The organism is Corallococcus sp. AB038B (genome assembly GCF_003668955.1).
Classification (GTDB): Bacteria; Myxococcota; Myxococcia; order Myxococcales; family Myxococcaceae; genus Corallococcus; species Corallococcus exiguus.
The window spans coordinates 270,891-286,906 of the sequence record NZ_RAWO01000007.1; the positions used below are offsets into that span (position 1 = coordinate 270,891).

The following is a 16,016-nucleotide window of genomic DNA, read 5'->3' on the forward strand; positions in this document are numbered from 1 at the left end:
CGGGGTCGCTCTCCCGCCGTGTCCCCGGTCGGACTGGGGGAGGCGGGGTGCATGGGGACATGAGGAGGTCCCATGTTCAGCCGGGAGCCGGGGATTCTCCCGAGGAGGATTCGATGGACGGCGGACTGGCGATATTCGGATTCGGGTTGTTCCTGCTGTCGATTGCCAACCTGTACGCGCGCACTTCGTACTGGCTGGCGTGGCCGCTCCTGGCGCTCTCCATGCTGGCGATGGGAATGGCGTTCAGCGAGTCGAAGCGCCTGCGCGACGTGTCGCTGGGGGTGGCGGCGGCGCTGGGGGTGTTGTTCATCATCGCGTTGGCGACGAGCACCGTGTGGTGGCTGACGATGGCGGTGTTCCTGTTCGCGGTGGCGTTCGGGCTGCTCTGGGCGGAGTTCCGCTTCGAGTACTTCGGGCACGTGACGCGGCAGGAATTGCCCCACCATCCGCGCCGGTCGGTGCACTGGCCCTGGCACCGGCGGCGGGTGCACTAGGGTTGTGACGGAGGTTCGGTGGCCACCTGTCCCGCGTGGACGGTGAGCCAGAGGGAGTCACTGGCGGCGGCGGCTCGGACGAGCCCCGCGTCGGTGGTGGTGAGGAAGACCTGCGCGCCGCTCCGGGCGAGGTAGCCCATGAGATAGGCATTGCGCTCGGGGTCCAGCTCGCTGGAGACGTCATCCAGCAGCAGCAGGGGGAGGAAGCCCATGGCGGCCTCCAGGTTTTCAATCTCCGCGATCTTCCACCCCAGCACCAAGGCGCGCTGCTGGCCCTGGCTCGCGTAGGCGCGAGCGCTGCGGCCGCCCAGCGTCACGGACACGTCATCCACATGCGGGCCCACGGAGGTGAAGCCGCGGTCCAGGTCACGGCGCAGGCGCGCGGAGAGGGCTTCGCGCAGGGCGGAGGCGAGGGCGGCCTCGTCGGCGTGGGCGAAGTCGGCGCCGAGGTGCGCGGGGTGGTAGCCGTAGACGGCAGGGTCGACGGTGCGGCCGATGGACGCGAAGGTGGCCTGGGCGCGGGGCGCGAGTTCGGCCATCAGCGAGCGGCGGCGGGCGTAGAGGCGTGCGCCCGCGCCGGCGAGGGTCTCGTCGTAAGCGTCGAGGTACGCGGCGTCGACGGTGGCGCCGTCACGAAGCAGGCGGTTGCGGTTCTTGAGGGCGCGGGCGTACTCGCGGCTTTCCCGGAGGAAGGCGGGGAAGCGGTTGAAGACGGCGCGGTCGAGGAAGGCGCGGCGGGAGTCGGGGCCGCCCTTGATGACCTCCAGGTCATCCGGGGTGAAGGCGACGACGGAGACGCCGCCGAAGTAGTCCTCGAGGCTGGCGGCCTTCTTGCCGTCCACGAGGGCCTGGCGGGTACCACCGCCGACCTCGACGGAGATTTCGCGCTCGGCGCCCTTGAGGAGGAAGCGGCCGGTGACGCGAGCGGCCTGGGAGCCCCAGCGGACGAGCTCGGAGAGGCGTCCGGCGCGGAGGGGCTTGAGGGTGGCGAGGAAGTAGAGCGCCTCCAGGAGGTTGGTCTTCCCCTGCCCGTTCTGGCCCACGGCGATGGTCGAGTGGGGGCTGGGTGCGAGCTGCACCGCCGGGAGGTTGCGGAAGTCCTGGACCTGGAGCGAGAGGAGGCGCACAGCGTCACCGTGAAGGGGCCGACCTTCGTACTACAGATGCGGCGGCCGGCGGTGCGCGGGATTCAGCGGGTGACGCCTGGCTGGTGGGCGCGGGTGGAAGCGCGCGGCTTCAGGCTGAGCCCTGCATCCGCTCCAGCGTTGAGATTTCCTGGAGCGTCTGTTGGTAGGCCTCCCGGGGCAGCACCTTCTGAATCCGCTCGAAGAAGTGCCTGGCCTCCTTCAGGACCTCGGCAACAAGGACGGCGAGTTCTACTGATGCCTCGCGAACGTCTCCCCCGATGACGACACGCATCGTGGCATGCCCACCGACCCCATCGGGTGTGATGCTCAGTTCGATGGGCTGATCGGGGAAGAAGGTCTGGAACGTTTCCCCCCTTTGAAGGTCGGCTACGCCTCCAACGAGGTAGGCCCACAGCTGATCGATGTAGTCCCATTCCTGGCGGGTCAACATCGAGCGCCCACCCATGGAGAACTCCAGCGCGCCCTCGATGTAGTCCTCGTCGGGGATGGGGCCGACGAAGGCATCGATTGGGACGAAGACCTCTCCTTGCCTGAAGTAGGTGGCGATCTGGACCATGCGTCTTGCTTCACCTATCGAGGGTAGAACTGGCCGACTCGGCCCTGGTTGAGTCCCAGGACGTACTCTACTCCATCGACAGTCCCCCTCAGTTGGTACATCCCGCGTGTTCCTCGCCCGACCATCCGCGCCCGGTTCTGCTGAAGGACCGCCTCGATGGCACGAATCACGTCCTCGAAGCTCATCTTCGCGCCAAAGAAACTCTGCGTCTCTTTCGTCGTCCCATCCCAATACCGGGGGTGATGCCGTTCGAGGATGTGCTGGAGCCCTTTCTTGTCGAGAAGGAACGTCTCAGCGCCCGCCTGGAAACGCTTCCCTGAGAAGTCCTTGAGGTCGTTCACCACACGCTCGGGTGGCGCGACCTTCAAACCGCTTCCGCCCCCTGGCTCCGCTGAGGCAAGGACATAGAGTCCTCCGACGCCGGTCCCCAACGCGTGGGCCATCCGTCCCACGGGAATCGCGACGCGCTCGATCACCAGCGCCCCCTCGCCGGTGAGGGACAGCACGGGGAGCATGGCGTCCGCGCCGCCCATCGCCGTGGTCAGAGCGCCGGCGGAGCCTTTCGCGACACCTCCTCCGGCATAGAGCGTCGTCAAAAGCTTCGCGACAGCCCTCACCTGCTCTCCTCGCGTCATGAAGGTGAAGCGCTCCAGGTACTCGGGAGAGGAAGCGACGAGGGCGGCGATGCCCTCTGGCAGGTGTTGAAGTGCCAGGAGGCTGTCCGTTGGAGCGGTGAAGAACTTCCCGATGGACATGGCCAGCTCGAAGAACGCGTCCCCGGCGCCGTCCAGTGAGCGGCCGAGGATGTCCGCGTCGTCGTACACCTCCACGACGAACCCATTGAACACGGGCTGGAGCTGCTCATCCGTCGGCCGGAACACGCCACCGGTGTTGACGTAGAAGCGCCCCAGTTCGAAGCCCAGCGCGACGAAGGCTCCGTCCTTCCACTCCACCGGCCCCACGCGTTGCTGCGTATGCCCGTTGATGACCCACGCGAGATAGCCGTCGGGCCTTAACACCGCGAGCCGTTCGAGGCGTGTCATCCGGCGCAGGAGTTCCTCCCGCGACACGCGGTCACCCTCCAGCACCTGGCGCAGCAGCAGGCTCGCGCCCATGCGAGGCGGGAAGTTGCCCAGGGTCACAGGCTTCTTCAGCAACACCGACAACAATCGCGCGGCCTGCGTTGGCGTCAGCGCGGACGCACGCAGGGGCAGTTCGTCCCCGGGGGCCAGCCCCGCGAGCATCAACAAACGCTCGAAGGCATCAGCCTCCTCGGTGCCGTGAAGGACGGCCCGCGCGGCGACCTGGCTCCGTGTGCTCCGTGCGGCTTCCGTGTCCAGGGAGCGCTCGGCGTGATGACGACGCAAGGGCGCGACCCCCGAGCCTCGATTGAGGACGCTGGAGTGCCCGGACTGCGGCCTTGTGGAAACACAGCCCGTGACGAGCAGGACCGCGCTCAGCAGCAGCACCTCAGCGCGCATTGTCGACTCCCACACCCAGCGAGGCATAGGCACCCGGACGCAGCGCCCCGTCCGCCTCCGGGAACAACAGCGTCCCTCCCTGTCCCAGCGCGTACAGCCTGCCTGCGAAGCGCCAGCGCAGGTCTCCGGACACGAGGACACGGGCCCCCGGCTGGCCCAGGCCCATTCCCAGCACGCTCGCGGCGAGTTCCAGGTTCCGATCGAAGAGCTGGAGCGCGAGGCGTCCGTCCGTGTCCACGCGCCCCCCGGTGAAGACCTCCACCGCCCAGGAGAAGGTCAGGTGCCGCTGCACCCTTCCCACCAACTGCTCTGCGTCCCAGCTCACGTCTGCCTCGGCGTAGACAGAGCCCCCGTCCGGGAATGACGCCTTCGCCAGGGGCTGTCTGGAAGCGCCCACCGCGCGGAAGCGCGCCAGCTCGTAGTCCGGGCCGAAGGCACCCTGGCGAAAGCCTCCGTGCTGCCGCCGCGCCTCCAAGCGCAGCCGCGCATTCAACGCGGGGCTCTCCACGTCCGCGCCGATTCCGGCCACCGCGCCCCACGCGCCACCCGTTCCAGGCTGGCCTCCCCAGCCAGCCAGCAGGTGCAGTTCGAAGCCCGGACGCGTCCACACCACCGCGGTTCCATCCAGATGGGCCAGCGTGACCTTGGGCGAGGTTCCCTCTCCCTTGCCACCCTCGTGTACCGCGGACACGGCCAGTGTGTACCTTCCGGCCTGGGCGGGCCGCCCGAAGAGGACGTGCTCCAGGTCCACCTCGGCTTCCGCTCCGAAGATCCGCGCGCCCAGGACGTCCGAGGCAAACGCCTCCACGTAGAGGGGGCCGAGCGTCCCGGTGAGGAAGCCACCCGCCGGGTGGTAGTCGGGGTTGATGCGGTTGGAGTAGCGCCGCACAAGGTGCCCGGACAGCAGGCTGTAGCGATCCAGAGCCCCCATCCACAGCGACAGAGGCGCTTCATTCGACCCCAGCTTGAGGGCCCGGATCAGTTGCCCCCAGTCGGACAGACTGTCCCAGTCTTCCTGGCGGAAGGCACCCGCGTTCCGTGCGCCGCCCCACAGGCGAAGCCTCACCGGAGCCCCCAGGTTGACGCCGAACTCCGCGCCACCATCCAGCATCAGGGTGGGACCGAACTGGATGAAACCTTCGCGTGTCCCGCTGTCGCCGCCAGGCAGCAGGGCCAGGGTCGACACGTCGAGCCGGGTCAGGAAGTGCCAGTCCTCCGCGGCATTGGACGGTTCCAGTTCCTGTGCGGCCACTCGGTCAGGCCATGCCCATGACAGGAGGCACAGCGCCAGGCCCCACCTTCTGCTCATGGAAAGTCCCCTCAACTTCCGTGAATCCTCCGCACAACCATGCGAGGAAAGGACTATCAGGGCGGGCTGACTTGACGACCTGGAACGGAGGGAGACGGCACGGAAGGTGAAATCTGTGAGGTTTTACTTTCGGACCACTTGCAGGGCGGCCAATTCTTGCTCCTCCTCCAAGGCCAGGGGGAGTTCACCTCCAACCCCACACACGAGGCATTCGCGGTTTCGCGGAATACGCTCCACCCTCGCCTGAAGCGGACCGTCGACTGCCCATCCTCCGTGATTGGACCAGATCAGGTGATCGCCGTGGGCCTTCGGGTAGTCGAGCCCTCCGTCGATCCGATCTCCGAGCGTCTGCAATGTCATCCGCGCGGTGAGCAGCGCGACTTGCTCAATGTCCATCCCAAGCCCGGGGAGCCCTGGTTGCTGATAGGCGGGAACCCCCATGTCAGCACGGTGCCCGCTCCCTCCCCTGCGGCCCCAAGGCGTCCAGCAAGCCCTCTGCCTGCCGCGACAGCGCGCCGCCCACGCCCCCCATCCGGTCGTAGTCCGCGAGCGTCAGTGAACCTTCCGCATGCAGACCCCAGAGCCCCCTCAACGCATGGCTCAGCAGCGGCAGGCGTCCGTCCTCATCACGGGCGTCCTCCACCATCCGCGAAGCCAGCGCTTCCTCCAGATGGAGCCCCGCGTGGCGTGACAGGCCGTGGACGACCTGCGCGAGGCCAGACGCCCTCATGGGTGGCAACGGGTAGCGCACGGCCTCGGGAAGGTTCCGGGCCAGCGCGGGGAGCTGCTGTTCCATCCGATGGAGGAAATCACCGCGCACCGCCGTGAGCAGGCGCAGTGGCACTTCGCCGCCCCTCAAGGATTCGGCCAACAACGCATCAACAGCCTGCCGGTCCGCCACGTCGAGCGTGAGCAGTTCCTCCAGGGGCTCGAGGACCAGCAGCAGGAGGAAGCCCCGTGGCGTCTTCGACGAGACGAAGTCCCGCAGCGCGGTGGGCCCCGCTCGCAGCGTCCCAAGCAGTGCATCCTTCGACTCGGAGGCCAACGCCGTCGTGAGCGCCTGGGCCAGGCCATCCCAGAGGGTCGCCGACGGACGCACCGTGGCGATGAGCCATTGGGCTCCCTCCCGGATATCCAAGGTCCTCAGCCGGGGCAGGCGTCCCGCGTGGAGCAGCGAGGATTTGCCTCCACCACTGGGGCCTTCCACCTGGACCCAGCGTCGAGCCCCGACGCGCGCTTCCTCCAGGAGCCCGAGCAGCGCCGCCACTTCGGCGTCACGGCCATAGAAGAGCGCGGCATGGGACTCGGTGAAGGAGGCGAGCCCCGGGATGGAGCAGACCTCGGGTTCAGGCTTCCAGGGCTGCTCCAGGACCTGCTGGCACCGCGCCATGGTGGGCCGGTCCTCCGCCTCCTTGGAGAGGAGGGTGGCCACGAATGCGGACAGTGCTCCGGGCACATCTGGAGCACCTTGCCGCATGGCGGGAGGCTCCTCCCGCGCATGCGCGGTCAGCAGTTCAATGGGCTCGGTCGAGTCGAAGGGCGTGCGGCCCGCGAGCAGTTCGAAGAGCACCACCCCCAGGGAGTACACATCCGCGCGGGGCCCGACCGTCGCGGCGCTGCGAAACTGTTCGGGCGCCATGTACGCGTACGTGCCGATGAGGGTCGACTCATGCGTATGGACCTGGGTCGGATCCAAGGGCCCCGTGTCACCGGGCGGCAGCTTGGCGATGCCGAAGTCCAGGAGCTTCACCCTCTGTCCCGGAGCCGTCGTGGCATCCGGGCAGAGGAAGATGTTCTCGGGCTTCAGGTCGCGGTGGACGATGCCGCGTGCGTGGACGTCCACCATGACGCTGGCGATCTGTCGGCACAGCGCCAGGGCCCCGTGGAAGTCGCCCCTGGACGCATTCATCCATTCGCGCAAGGACTGCCCTTGGAGCAGTTCCATGGCGAGGAACGCGGTGGCGCCCATCCGCCCACTGTCGAGGACGCGCACCACGCCAGGATGGTCGAGTCGCGCCAGGGCCTGCGCTTCCTGAAGGAAGCGCGCGACAAGCTGGGGATCCTCCGCGGACTCGGACGACAGCAGCTTGAGGGCCACCTCCTGTCCGGTTCCTTCATGGAGCGCCGCGAAGACCTGCCCCATGCCTCCGCTTCCCAGCAGGCGGAGGAGCCGGTAGGGGCCCACCTGGATGGGCGTCTCGGGTCCAGTCACAGTGCCGCCGTCGCTCCCGTCCAATGCTGCGCGGCCCAGCCCAGCGCGCCCAGGCCCACCACCAACACGCAGTACTCCACCAGCGTGCGGCGGTCTCCCGTCTCCGACGCGGGCGTGAGCAGGGCCCGGAACACCGCCACTCCGGCGATGATCAGCAGCAGGTTCTCTCCCGTGGCGAACCACGTCGCGCCCAGCACGGCCACCGCGATCCACCGCTGTTGACGCGCCAGGGCCCGGAACCCTCGTGAACCATCCAGCTGCCACACCGGCACCAGGTTGAACAGGTTCAGCCAGGCCGCCGCGTGCGCGATGGCGCCCAGCGCCTTCCACCCCGTCAGCAGCGCCGCCCCCATCACCACCACCGCCGCCGCAGTGCCCCAGATGGGCCCCGCGAGCCCCACCCGCGCGTCCTCGCGCTCATCCACCGGTACCTGCTTCAGGCGCACGAACGCACCCAGGCCCGGGATGAACATGGGCGCGTCCGCCTTCATGCCCAGCCGGCGCAGCGACGCCACGTGCCCCATCTCGTGCACGTAGATGCAGGCCACCAGCCCCAGCGCGAAGCTCCAGCCCCACATCGTCCAGTACACGCTCACCGCGAACATCATGGAGAACAGCGTGCTCGCCTTCGTGAGCCCGAGCAGCAGCAGCTTCCCCTTGCCCAACAGCAGTGCCAGCAAGAACTTGAACTTCCACAGCATCAGGCCCACCGCGCCCATGCTGGCCAACACCTTCGGCATCCCCGAACGCTTGCGCTCCGCCTCCGCCAACGGCGCGGACAACCCCAGTGCATCCGCCTGCTGACTCAGCGCCGTCACCCGCGCCGTCACCTGCGCGTGCTGCGCCGTGTCCGGCGGCAACAGGTCCAGCGCCTCGCGCCACAGCGCCAGCGCCTCCATCGGCGCGCCCCGCTGCGACGCCGCCTGCGCATCCGCCGCCAGCTGCGTCAGCCGCTTCCCATGCACCAGCTTCCGGCACGACGGACACGTGAGCAGCCGGGGCGCCAGCTCCGAACCACACCCCTCACACCGCTGCGTGAGGAGCGATACCGCGAGCGCCTCAGCCAACGGACCGCTCCTGCTCCGTCGGCGCGGCTTCGCCCTCGGCCGGCGCCTCCGCCAGCTTGAACGGCCCCGCGATGTTCAGCTCTGTCCGCTTCGTGCGGCGCCACGCCTCGAACAGCGCGAAGCCGTAGATGAGCCCGGAGATGGGGCTGTTGATTCCCACCACTACCGGCGCCGCCACGGAAATCACTCCCGCGAGGACCATGGTGACCACGGGGGATGACGCCTCCGCTTCCTCCGCTGGCGCTTCAGTGGCCACCTCGGCCGGAGGCTGCGTCGTGAGCTCCTTGTAGACATCCGGCGCGAGCGAGGCCGCCACCGCGAAGTACGTCAGCCCCACCGCCAGCACCTGGTAGAACCAGCCGCCGCGCGACTCCGAGCCCTTGAACACCGCGGTCCCCACCATCCACCCCACCGCGATGGCGATGAGGCCGATGTTGTAGCCCGACAGGCCCACCACCCAGTACAGCGCCGCGCCCGCGATGGCCGCGCCAAAGCCAAACACCGACGCCGTCAGGGCGCGCTTCGACTTCGAGCCGCCCGTCATCGCGGCCTCTACCTGCTCGCGGCAATCGGGACACAGCAGGCGCGTGTTCAAGTCGTAATACACGCTCTTGATGGCGCGCTGGCAGACGGAGCACTTCGGTGCCGAGGGCGCTTCGGTGAACTCGGCGCGATCGAACTGGAGCGACGCCGCGTCATCGGACGGCGGAGGAACAGGCTGGGTCATGGGCAGGGATTGCGACAGAGAAAGGGAAACGGGCCCACCCAACCTAACAGAAGCCCGCCACCGCCCCCAAACCGGTGTCTGTCTTCAGCCGCCCTGCCGCAGCGCCGCGTGCCGCGCCGCCTGCGCCAGCGCCACCAGGTCCCCATTCCGAGCCACGTCGCCCCCCGCTGGCTTCGCGTGCTCCGGAGAGAACAGCCGCGCGGGCGTGCGTGCCTGGCCTCGCAGCATCACGAAGAGGCGCAGGGCGTCCCGCAGGGCCTCCGCCTCCGTCCCCTCCTCCGCGCGCGCCCTCATCGCGGCCTGCTCCAGCCGCGACCACGCCACCTCTTCGCTCCACGCGCCCCGGGGCCGCTCGCGAGACAGGGCCGCCAGCGCCGCCGCCGTCTCCACCAACCCCGCGCGACCTTCCGTGAAGACGCTCCGCGCGGACAGTCGCAGCGCCGGGTCCTCCGACAGTGCGGCCCGCCAGGACAACAGCGTGGGCAGCTCCGCTTCGCGCGGCACCACCGGCGCCAGCTCCGCCTCCAGCACCGCGCGCACCCGCACCCGCGCCACGTCGTGCCAGAAGGCCGCGTGCAACAGCAGCTCCGGCCCGCTGCGCGCCACCCGCGTCGGTGCTCGGCGCATGCGCCGCTGGAGGAAGTCCTTCACCCGTCCCCGGCTGTCGTAGCGCTCCAGCCGTTCCCACAGCGCCACCAGCGCGGCGGCGCCCAGCGGCAGCGCTCGGGCCAGCTCCCGCGCCTCGTCGTCGGAGAAGGCTGGCGCCCCTTCCGTCACCGGGCGCATGAACACTCGCTCGAACACCTCGCCCGCGGCGCACGCGGCGCGCAGCTCCGGCAGGTTGCGCGGCAACAGCTCCACCGCCTGGGCCCAGACACGGCCGCCCAGGAACGGTGCCGCGTCCAGCACCTCCGTCTCCAGGCGCAGCAGCCGCTCTCCCAGCGTGGCGGGGCCGTCGTCCTCCTCCGCGGTGCCTTCGTCGTAGGAAGCCGTGGATGCGCTGGCGGACAGCCGCTTCTCGGCCGCGCGCTCCACCGCCTCTCGCAGGCGCTCCACCTCGTGCATCAACCGGACGGGGGCCGCGTTGGGTGGCCAGCCTTCCGCCTCCACGCGGCGCCGCATCGCGGCCAGCGTCGCGTCTACCTCCGGCTGGTCGGCGGCCACCTCGCGCAGCAGCTCGAAGTGGTTGCGGATCCGGTCCTTCCAGAAGAAGGACTCCAGTACGCCCTTGAGTGCGCGGTAGCGCAGGCGCGTGGCCTCCAGGAGGTCCGCTCGGTCCTCCAGCCGCGCTCTCAGGTCGTCTGGACGGGTGGACACGCCCCCATCATAAGGGCCCCCCGCGCCGGGCGCAGGCCTCCCCATGGCGCGGAGCGTCGGACTTGGAACGGTGACGTCCCGCCGACGTGGGAAGTTGGACGACTGTGTCGGCTCAGACGCGCATGGGCATGACCACGGCCGTGAAGCTGCGGTCGCCGGGGCCGTGCAGCACGCCCGGGCTGTGCTCGTCGCCCAGCTCGAAGCTGACCTCGTCCGTCTCCGTCACGCCCAGGACGTCCATGAGGTAACGGGCGTTGAAGCCGATGGTGATGTCGTTGCCCTTGTAGTCCACGTCCAGGGCGTCACGCGCCTCACCCAGGTCCGGGTTGCTGGCGGTGATGAGCAGCTTGCCCTTCTCCAGGCCGATGCGGATGGCGTTGCTCTTGTCCGCGGACAGCAGCGCGATGCGCTTCAGGCCCTCCAGCAGGCGCACCTTGGGCACGAGGACGACCTTCTCGCCCTCCTTGGGGATGACGCGCTGGTACTCGGGGAACTGCCCGTCGATGAGGCGCATCACCATGGTGAGGCCCGGCTTCTTGAACAGCGCCGAGTTCTCCGCGAACCCCAGGTGGCACTCCGCGTCCGGGGCCTCGTCCAGCAGGCGCTTGAGCTCCATCAGGCCCTTGCGCGGGATGATGACGCCGCTCTTGAGCTTGAAGTCGCCGGACATCTCGCGCTCGATGAGCGACAGCCGGTGGCCGTCCGTGGCCACCATGCGGACCTTGCCGCTGGACTGGGGCTCGAAGAAGACGCCGTTGAGGATGTAGCGCGTCTCGTCGCTGGAGATGGCGAACTGGGTCTTCTTGATCATCTCCAGCAGCACGTTGCCGGAGATCTGCACCAGGGGAGCGTTCTCCTCCTTGGGCAGCTTCGGGTACTCCTCGGCGGCCATGCCGACGATCTTGAAGTGCGCGGAGCCGGAGGAGATGTCGACGTAGTTGTTCGCCAGCTTCTTGAGCGTGACCTCCGCGTCCGGGAGGTTCTGCACGATGTCGAAGACGTACTTCGCGCTCAGCGTGACGGCGCCCGGCTTGGACACGTCCGCCGGGTGCTCGGACACGATGCCGATGTCCAGGTCGAAGGCCGTGACCGTGATGCTGCCCTTGTTCGCCGTGAGCAGCACGTTGGCGAGGATGGGCATCGTCGTCTTGCGCTCCACGATGCCCTGGGCGCGGTAGAGGGCCTTCTTCAGCTCGTCGGCGGCGATGCGGAATTCCATCGTAGGCGTCCTTACAGGTCACGGCCCCGGAGGCCGATCTCTTGGGGCGCGGGTGTACAACGAACGGGGGGGGCCTTCCACCACCGTCTTGGCACCCGTTTATGGGCATGCTCCGCCCGATTCTAGACTGTTCGGGTGTCCAGGTGGGACAGGCAGGAAAAAGACCCCTGTTGCCCTGGTGGGCGGGCGCGCGGCCGGGCAGAGTGGACCCGGCCGTGCCCTTCCCGCGTTGTAGGAGGGCACCCCCGTTCTCCTTCCCGGAGTCGCCATGAACGCCCGCTCCCTGCTCCTGTCCGCCGTGCTCGTGCTCGGCCCGGTGGCGTGCAGCACGCCGTCCTCCCCCACCGCGCAGCCTTCCAGCGACGTGTCCGGCGCGGAGGCCCCCGCCGACCTGAAGCGGACCGACGTGGACGCGCCCGCGGGAGCCGCCAACGAGCCCGGCACGGCCGCCCCCACCCCTTCACCCGGAGACGCCACCATGACCACCAGCACCGTCTACATCGTCAAGGACAACGGGAAGCGCTGCTTCGCGCCGCCCTGCGACCACTACGACCTGTTCAGCGCGGACGCGCCGGACAAGAAGCTCCAGTCCCTCCACGAGATCGACCTGACCGCTGTCACGGGCGGGGACGACGCGAAGCTGGGTGAGCTCCTGCAGCGCGCCTCCAAGGGCGGCCCTGGACTCAAGGTGGAGGGCTCGCTGGACAAGCGTCTCAAGGCCGGTCCCGGCGGCGACGCCATCGTCCTGCGCGCCACCCGCATCGTCGGCTGAGCGTGCCCCATCCCACCGGGACCGCGTGTCATGCGCGGCCCCGGCCGGATTCCAGAGCCTCAGAACCTCAGAGCCGCACGCCCGCCTGGAAGCCGGGCCAGCGCTGCATGCGCGTGTCCGCGTTGATGACGTGCGAGCGCACCGGCAGCGTGGTCAGCTTCGCGAACTCCGGCTCTCCCCAGGTGAACGCCACGTTGTAGGTAGGGCCGGCGAACACGGCCAGCCGGGGCATGACCTGGAAGCCCAGCATGGCGCGCGCCTGCGACAGCAGGGTGTTGGACGCGCTGGAGAACGGGTTTCGCGTGGACAGCACCTGGCTGGCCGCGACGTCCACGTCCACCCAGAAGCGCGAGCTCAGCGGGATGTGCCCGCCCAGGCCCAGGCCCAGGCTGAAGCGCTGGAAGCGGTCGTCCGGGCCAATGCCCGCGAGCAGCGTCGTGTAGAAGTGCTTGCCCCCGAACTTCAGCGCCAGGTTGGTGAGCTGCACGTCGCTGCCGAACACCTCCAGGTGCAGCTGGCCCTTCCTCTCGTAGGACACCAGGCCCACCGGCACGCCGTTCACCTCGTCGGAGACGTTGATCAGGCCCAGCTGCATGCCGTGCACCGTGTCCGCGACGTTGATCAACCCCAGCTGCATGCCGGACACGTCACCGCCCACGTTGATCAACCCCAGCTGCATGCCGGTGAGGGACGGCGCGCGGTTGAGCAGCACCGACCCCTGGATGCCCCGCGCGGCCGTCGCCACGGAGTTGATGCCCAGCGTGAACTGCACGCCCTTCATCGTGCCGTTCGCATGATTGACACCCAGTGACAGCTGCAGCCCGGTGGCGTCCGAAGTGGTGACGTTGGCGCCCAGCGCCGCCTGCACACCGCCCAGCGCGCCACGCGCGACGTTGGCGCCCAGGGCCAGCTGCCCGATGCCGTCCACGTCCCCGTTGGTCACGTTGAGCCCCAGCGTCGCCTGCGCACCGCGCACCGCGCCGCCCGCCACGTTGGTGACCAGCGACAGCTGCGCGCCGGACACGTCGCCGCCGGACGTGTTGAAGCCCAGCGCCATGGCCAGGCCGGACACCTCCGCGTCGTACACGTTGCCCGCGAGCCCCAACGCCAGCCCGCCGCCCAGCGCCGCGCCGCCGTTGACGACGCCCAGCGCGAAGCGGTTCTCCACCTGCGCGCGGCCTGCTCGCAGCGTGTTGGTGCTCATGCTCGGCACCAGGCTCAGGTTCACCGGGAGCATCGTTCGGCCCTGGGGGGACATGCCGCCGCCACCGCCGCGCATCACGGTGGCCTCGTGGCCCACGCCCAGGAAGTCACCGGGGGCCAGCGGCGTGCGCATGCCCTCCTTCAGCGTGAAGGCCGCTTCGGACACTCCGCCGTCCCACTCGCGCCGGGCGCGGTAGGCGCCGGGGGCCAGGCCCAGCTCGGTGGCGCGGCCGGACTGCTTCTGCACCTCCACCACCAGCGTGCCCACCGCGTCGCGCACATACAGGCGGCCCTCCAGCGGCTCGGTGAGGACCAGGCCCGCGGTGGTGGCGCGCAGGTCGGTCATCACCAGGTCACCGGTGCCGGCGAGCTCGATGTCGTAGTTGGGGTGCTGCGCGCCGCCCTGCGTGCGCTCGGTGCGCGCGAGCGTTTCGTGGAAGGCGAACTGGTAGGCCTCCGTGAGGGTGACGCGACCGTCGTGGGTGACATCCGCGGCGCCTCGCAGTCCGGACAGCAGGTGGTGCGTGAAGAACGAACCGCCCAGCCGGTCGGACTCCTGTGACGCCTCATCCGCGCTGGACGAGGTGAGGATGGCGTGGCCCTTCACCTGGATGGCGGAGTCCACCAGGAACGCGGGCCGTGAGACGCCGCCCTTCTTGCGCGCGAACGCGCCGGACGCGCACGAGTCCAGCACCGCGATGCGCACGTCCGCGGGCAGCCCCTCCAGCGAGCGGCGCAACTCGCCGTAGTCCAGACGCTGGCCCTTGAGCAGCAGCCCTTCGTCGTCGGAGTGGCCGGAGTAGTACAGCAGCACCTCGACGCGGCGGGCCCCGGCGGTGCGGACACCCTCCGCCAGACGGCGCACGCGGTCGAAGCCGGCGAGCACGCCCGCGCGGTCCACGTCCGTGAGGAGCACGCGGTCCTGGGGCAGCACGCCGCCCAGCTCCGACAGCACCGTGGAGAAGGCCTTCGCGTCGGTCTCCGCGTAGCGAAGCCGCACGCGCTCCGGGCCGCCGTCGTTGACGCCCACGAGCAGGGCCAGCCTGCGCACGGCGGCGGCTTCGCCGGCGTGGGCGGGGGTGGCCGCGCCCAGCGCGAAGAGGAGGATGACGAGCGCTCTCATGGGGAGGACTTCTCCAACAAAAAGGAGGTCTGGCCCAGGCCCGTGGGCAGGGTCAGCGGCGCGGTGCGCGCCTCGGGGGATGCGGCGAGCACGCGCGCGGCGGCCATCACACCCTCCAGTTCAAAGGGGTTGTCCGCGGTGACGAGGAAGAACCGCTCGAAGCCGGGGGCGTCGTCCAGCTCGTAGGCGCGGGGCAGCAGGTGCGTGCCGCTGCGCTCCAGGGGCGCGGACGTGTCTCCCAGCGCGGGCTGGTGCGAGGTGACGGTGCCCCGGCCGTCCACGGAGAGGATGACGCCCTGGGCGTGGCCGGCGGCGGTGTACGACAGCTGCACCACGTCACCGGCCTGGGCGGGGGCGCCGTCGGTGAGGTGCTCGGTGCGGGTGCCGGCCTGGCGGTGCACGTCGATGCGGGGCTGGAGTCCCTTGCTGCGCGTGGGCTCCAGGACGCCGGGAGTGCCGCCGGTGCCCGTCCAAGGGTCGTGCGCCTCCTGCTGGGACGACGCCCCCGGTCGGACGAGGACGACGAGGGTCGCGGCGGCGAGCACCGGCACCAGGGCGGGCAGGAAGCGCCAGGAAGGGCGCGATGGCGAGGCCTCGGCGCGGGGCGCGGCGGGCGAGTCGGCGCGAGCGAAGCGGGCCTTCACTTCGCGGGCGACGCGGTCGGGGGGCAGGGCCTCCAGGGTGGCGCGCGAGTCGGCCTCCAGGGCGGCGAGGCGCGCGGGGCCATCGGGTTCGCGGGACAGGCGGTCGCGGGCGGCGGCGAGCTCGTCCGGGGGCAGCTCCCCCAGGGCGATTCGCTCCAGCAGCCAGTCTGGGGTGCGGTGGGGGGACGTCATGCGGCCTCCAGCTCCTGCAGGACAGCGGACAGGGCCCGGAGGCGCTTGCGCACTCCGGACACGGACAGGCCCACTTCGCGGGCGGTCTCCTCCAGCGTCATGCCGTCCACCAGGTGGAGCACGGCGATGTCGCGGCTGGACGCGGGGACGCGGCCGAAGAGGCGGTCCAGCAGGCCCCGGGCGGCGGTGCGCGCCTCGGTGTCGCCGGAAGCGGCGATTTTGAGCACCAGCTCATCGTCGCGGTCCTCGGGGCGCCGCTTCGCGCCGCGAAGGCGGTTGAGGCAAACGCGGGTGGCAATCTGATGCAGCAGGCTGGAGGGCCCGGCGTCCTTCAGCGCGGCCTGGTAGCGCAGCAGTTGAACGAACACGTCATGCATCGCGTCCACGGCCTGTTCCTCATCGCGCAGCAGGAAGCGGCAGCGCCGGAGCACCTGGGGGCCATAGCGTCGGTAATAGGCCTCCACATCGACGGACACCGCACGCGCCTCCCGGTTGGACCAGGGGAACACCGGTGCCCCGAAAACCTGTCACCGGCATTTTGACGAAAGCGGC

General features: G+C 69.8%; 14 protein-coding genes. 2 read left to right on the forward strand and 12 right to left on the reverse strand.

Going from position 1 to position 16,016, the window contains the following annotated elements:
* Nucleotides 1-113 precede the first annotated feature (113 nt).
* A complete protein-coding gene (locus D7Y04_RS26565) occupies nt 114-494 on the forward strand; it encodes a hypothetical protein (protein ID WP_121761079.1) in 381 nt (126 codons plus the stop codon).
* Here D7Y04_RS26565 and D7Y04_RS26570 read toward each other — a convergent pair.
* The 9 genes from D7Y04_RS26570 to dnaN all read right to left on the reverse strand — a co-directional run bounded on the left by D7Y04_RS26570 (nt 491) and on the right by dnaN (nt 11,530).
* Nucleotides 491-1,621: a DNA replication/repair protein RecF gene (locus D7Y04_RS26570; RefSeq protein WP_121761080.1), complete on the reverse strand. Its 1,131-nt coding sequence runs from the start codon at nt 1,619-1,621 to the stop codon at nt 491-493. The two genes, D7Y04_RS26565 and D7Y04_RS26570, sit on opposite strands and share 4 nt — an antisense overlap.
* Before the next feature lie 109 nt (nt 1,622-1,730).
* Nucleotides 1,731-2,198 (reverse strand): hypothetical protein, encoded by a 468-nt coding sequence (locus tag D7Y04_RS26575; protein WP_121761081.1) that lies wholly within the window; start codon nt 2,196-2,198, stop codon nt 1,731-1,733.
* 14 nt (nt 2,199-2,212) lie between these two features.
* On the reverse strand, nt 2,213-3,679 hold the full coding sequence (locus tag D7Y04_RS26580) for a hypothetical protein (RefSeq protein ID WP_121761082.1): 1,467 nt from the start codon (nt 3,677-3,679) through the stop codon (nt 2,213-2,215).
* Complete coding sequence (locus D7Y04_RS26585; RefSeq protein WP_233601587.1) at nt 3,669-4,988, reverse strand: hypothetical protein; 1,320 nt, start codon at nt 4,986-4,988, stop codon at nt 3,669-3,671. Before D7Y04_RS26585 ends, D7Y04_RS26580 begins: the two co-directional genes overlap by 11 nt.
* Nucleotides 4,989-5,430: 442 nt before the next feature.
* Nucleotides 5,431-7,200: a serine/threonine-protein kinase gene (locus tag D7Y04_RS26595; RefSeq protein WP_121761083.1), complete on the reverse strand. Its 1,770-nt coding sequence runs from the start codon at nt 7,198-7,200 to the stop codon at nt 5,431-5,433.
* Nucleotides 7,197-8,267 (reverse strand): site-2 protease family protein, encoded by a 1,071-nt coding sequence (locus D7Y04_RS26600; protein ID WP_121761084.1) that lies wholly within the window; start codon nt 8,265-8,267, stop codon nt 7,197-7,199. Before D7Y04_RS26600 ends, D7Y04_RS26595 begins: the two co-directional genes overlap by 4 nt.
* Nucleotides 8,260-8,994, reverse strand: coding sequence for a hypothetical protein (locus tag D7Y04_RS26605; protein ID WP_120596553.1), 735 nt, complete (start codon nt 8,992-8,994; stop codon nt 8,260-8,262). The genes D7Y04_RS26600 and D7Y04_RS26605 overlap by 8 nt, the downstream gene beginning before the upstream one ends.
* Nucleotides 8,995-9,078: 84 nt before the next feature.
* Complete coding sequence (locus D7Y04_RS26610; protein WP_233601588.1) at nt 9,079-10,311, reverse strand: hypothetical protein; 1,233 nt, start codon at nt 10,309-10,311, stop codon at nt 9,079-9,081.
* Nucleotides 10,312-10,423: 112 nt separating this feature from the next.
* Nucleotides 10,424-11,530 (reverse strand): DNA polymerase III subunit beta, encoded by a 1,107-nt coding sequence (dnaN, locus tag D7Y04_RS26615; protein ID WP_120596555.1) that lies wholly within the window; start codon nt 11,528-11,530, stop codon nt 10,424-10,426.
* A gap of 268 nt (nt 11,531-11,798) precedes the next feature.
* On the opposite strand from dnaN, the gene D7Y04_RS26620 reads away from it, so the two are divergent.
* A complete protein-coding gene (locus tag D7Y04_RS26620; RefSeq protein ID WP_121761086.1) occupies nt 11,799-12,302 on the forward strand; it encodes a hypothetical protein in 504 nt (167 codons plus the stop codon).
* Nucleotides 12,303-12,369: 67 nt separating this feature from the next.
* Here D7Y04_RS26620 and D7Y04_RS26625 read toward each other — a convergent pair whose 3' ends face one another.
* The 3 genes from D7Y04_RS26625 to D7Y04_RS26635 are packed head-to-tail and all read right to left on the reverse strand — an operon-like array spanning nt 12,370 to nt 15,940.
* On the reverse strand, nt 12,370-14,628 hold the full coding sequence (locus D7Y04_RS26625; RefSeq protein ID WP_120596557.1) for a caspase family protein: 2,259 nt from the start codon (nt 14,626-14,628) through the stop codon (nt 12,370-12,372).
* The gene (locus D7Y04_RS26630) at nt 14,625-15,464 is read right to left on the reverse strand and encodes an ActD-like protein (protein ID WP_121761087.1); all 840 of its coding nucleotides are present in this window, start codon (nt 15,462-15,464) and stop codon (nt 14,625-14,627) included. The genes D7Y04_RS26625 and D7Y04_RS26630 overlap by 4 nt, the downstream gene beginning before the upstream one ends.
* Nucleotides 15,461-15,940 carry an RNA polymerase sigma factor gene (locus D7Y04_RS26635; protein WP_014400585.1) on the reverse strand — a complete coding sequence of 160 codons (480 nt, stop codon included), beginning with the start codon at nt 15,938-15,940 and terminating at the stop codon, nt 15,461-15,463. Before D7Y04_RS26635 ends, D7Y04_RS26630 begins: the two co-directional genes overlap by 4 nt.
* Nucleotides 15,941-16,016: the final 76 nt, after the last annotated feature.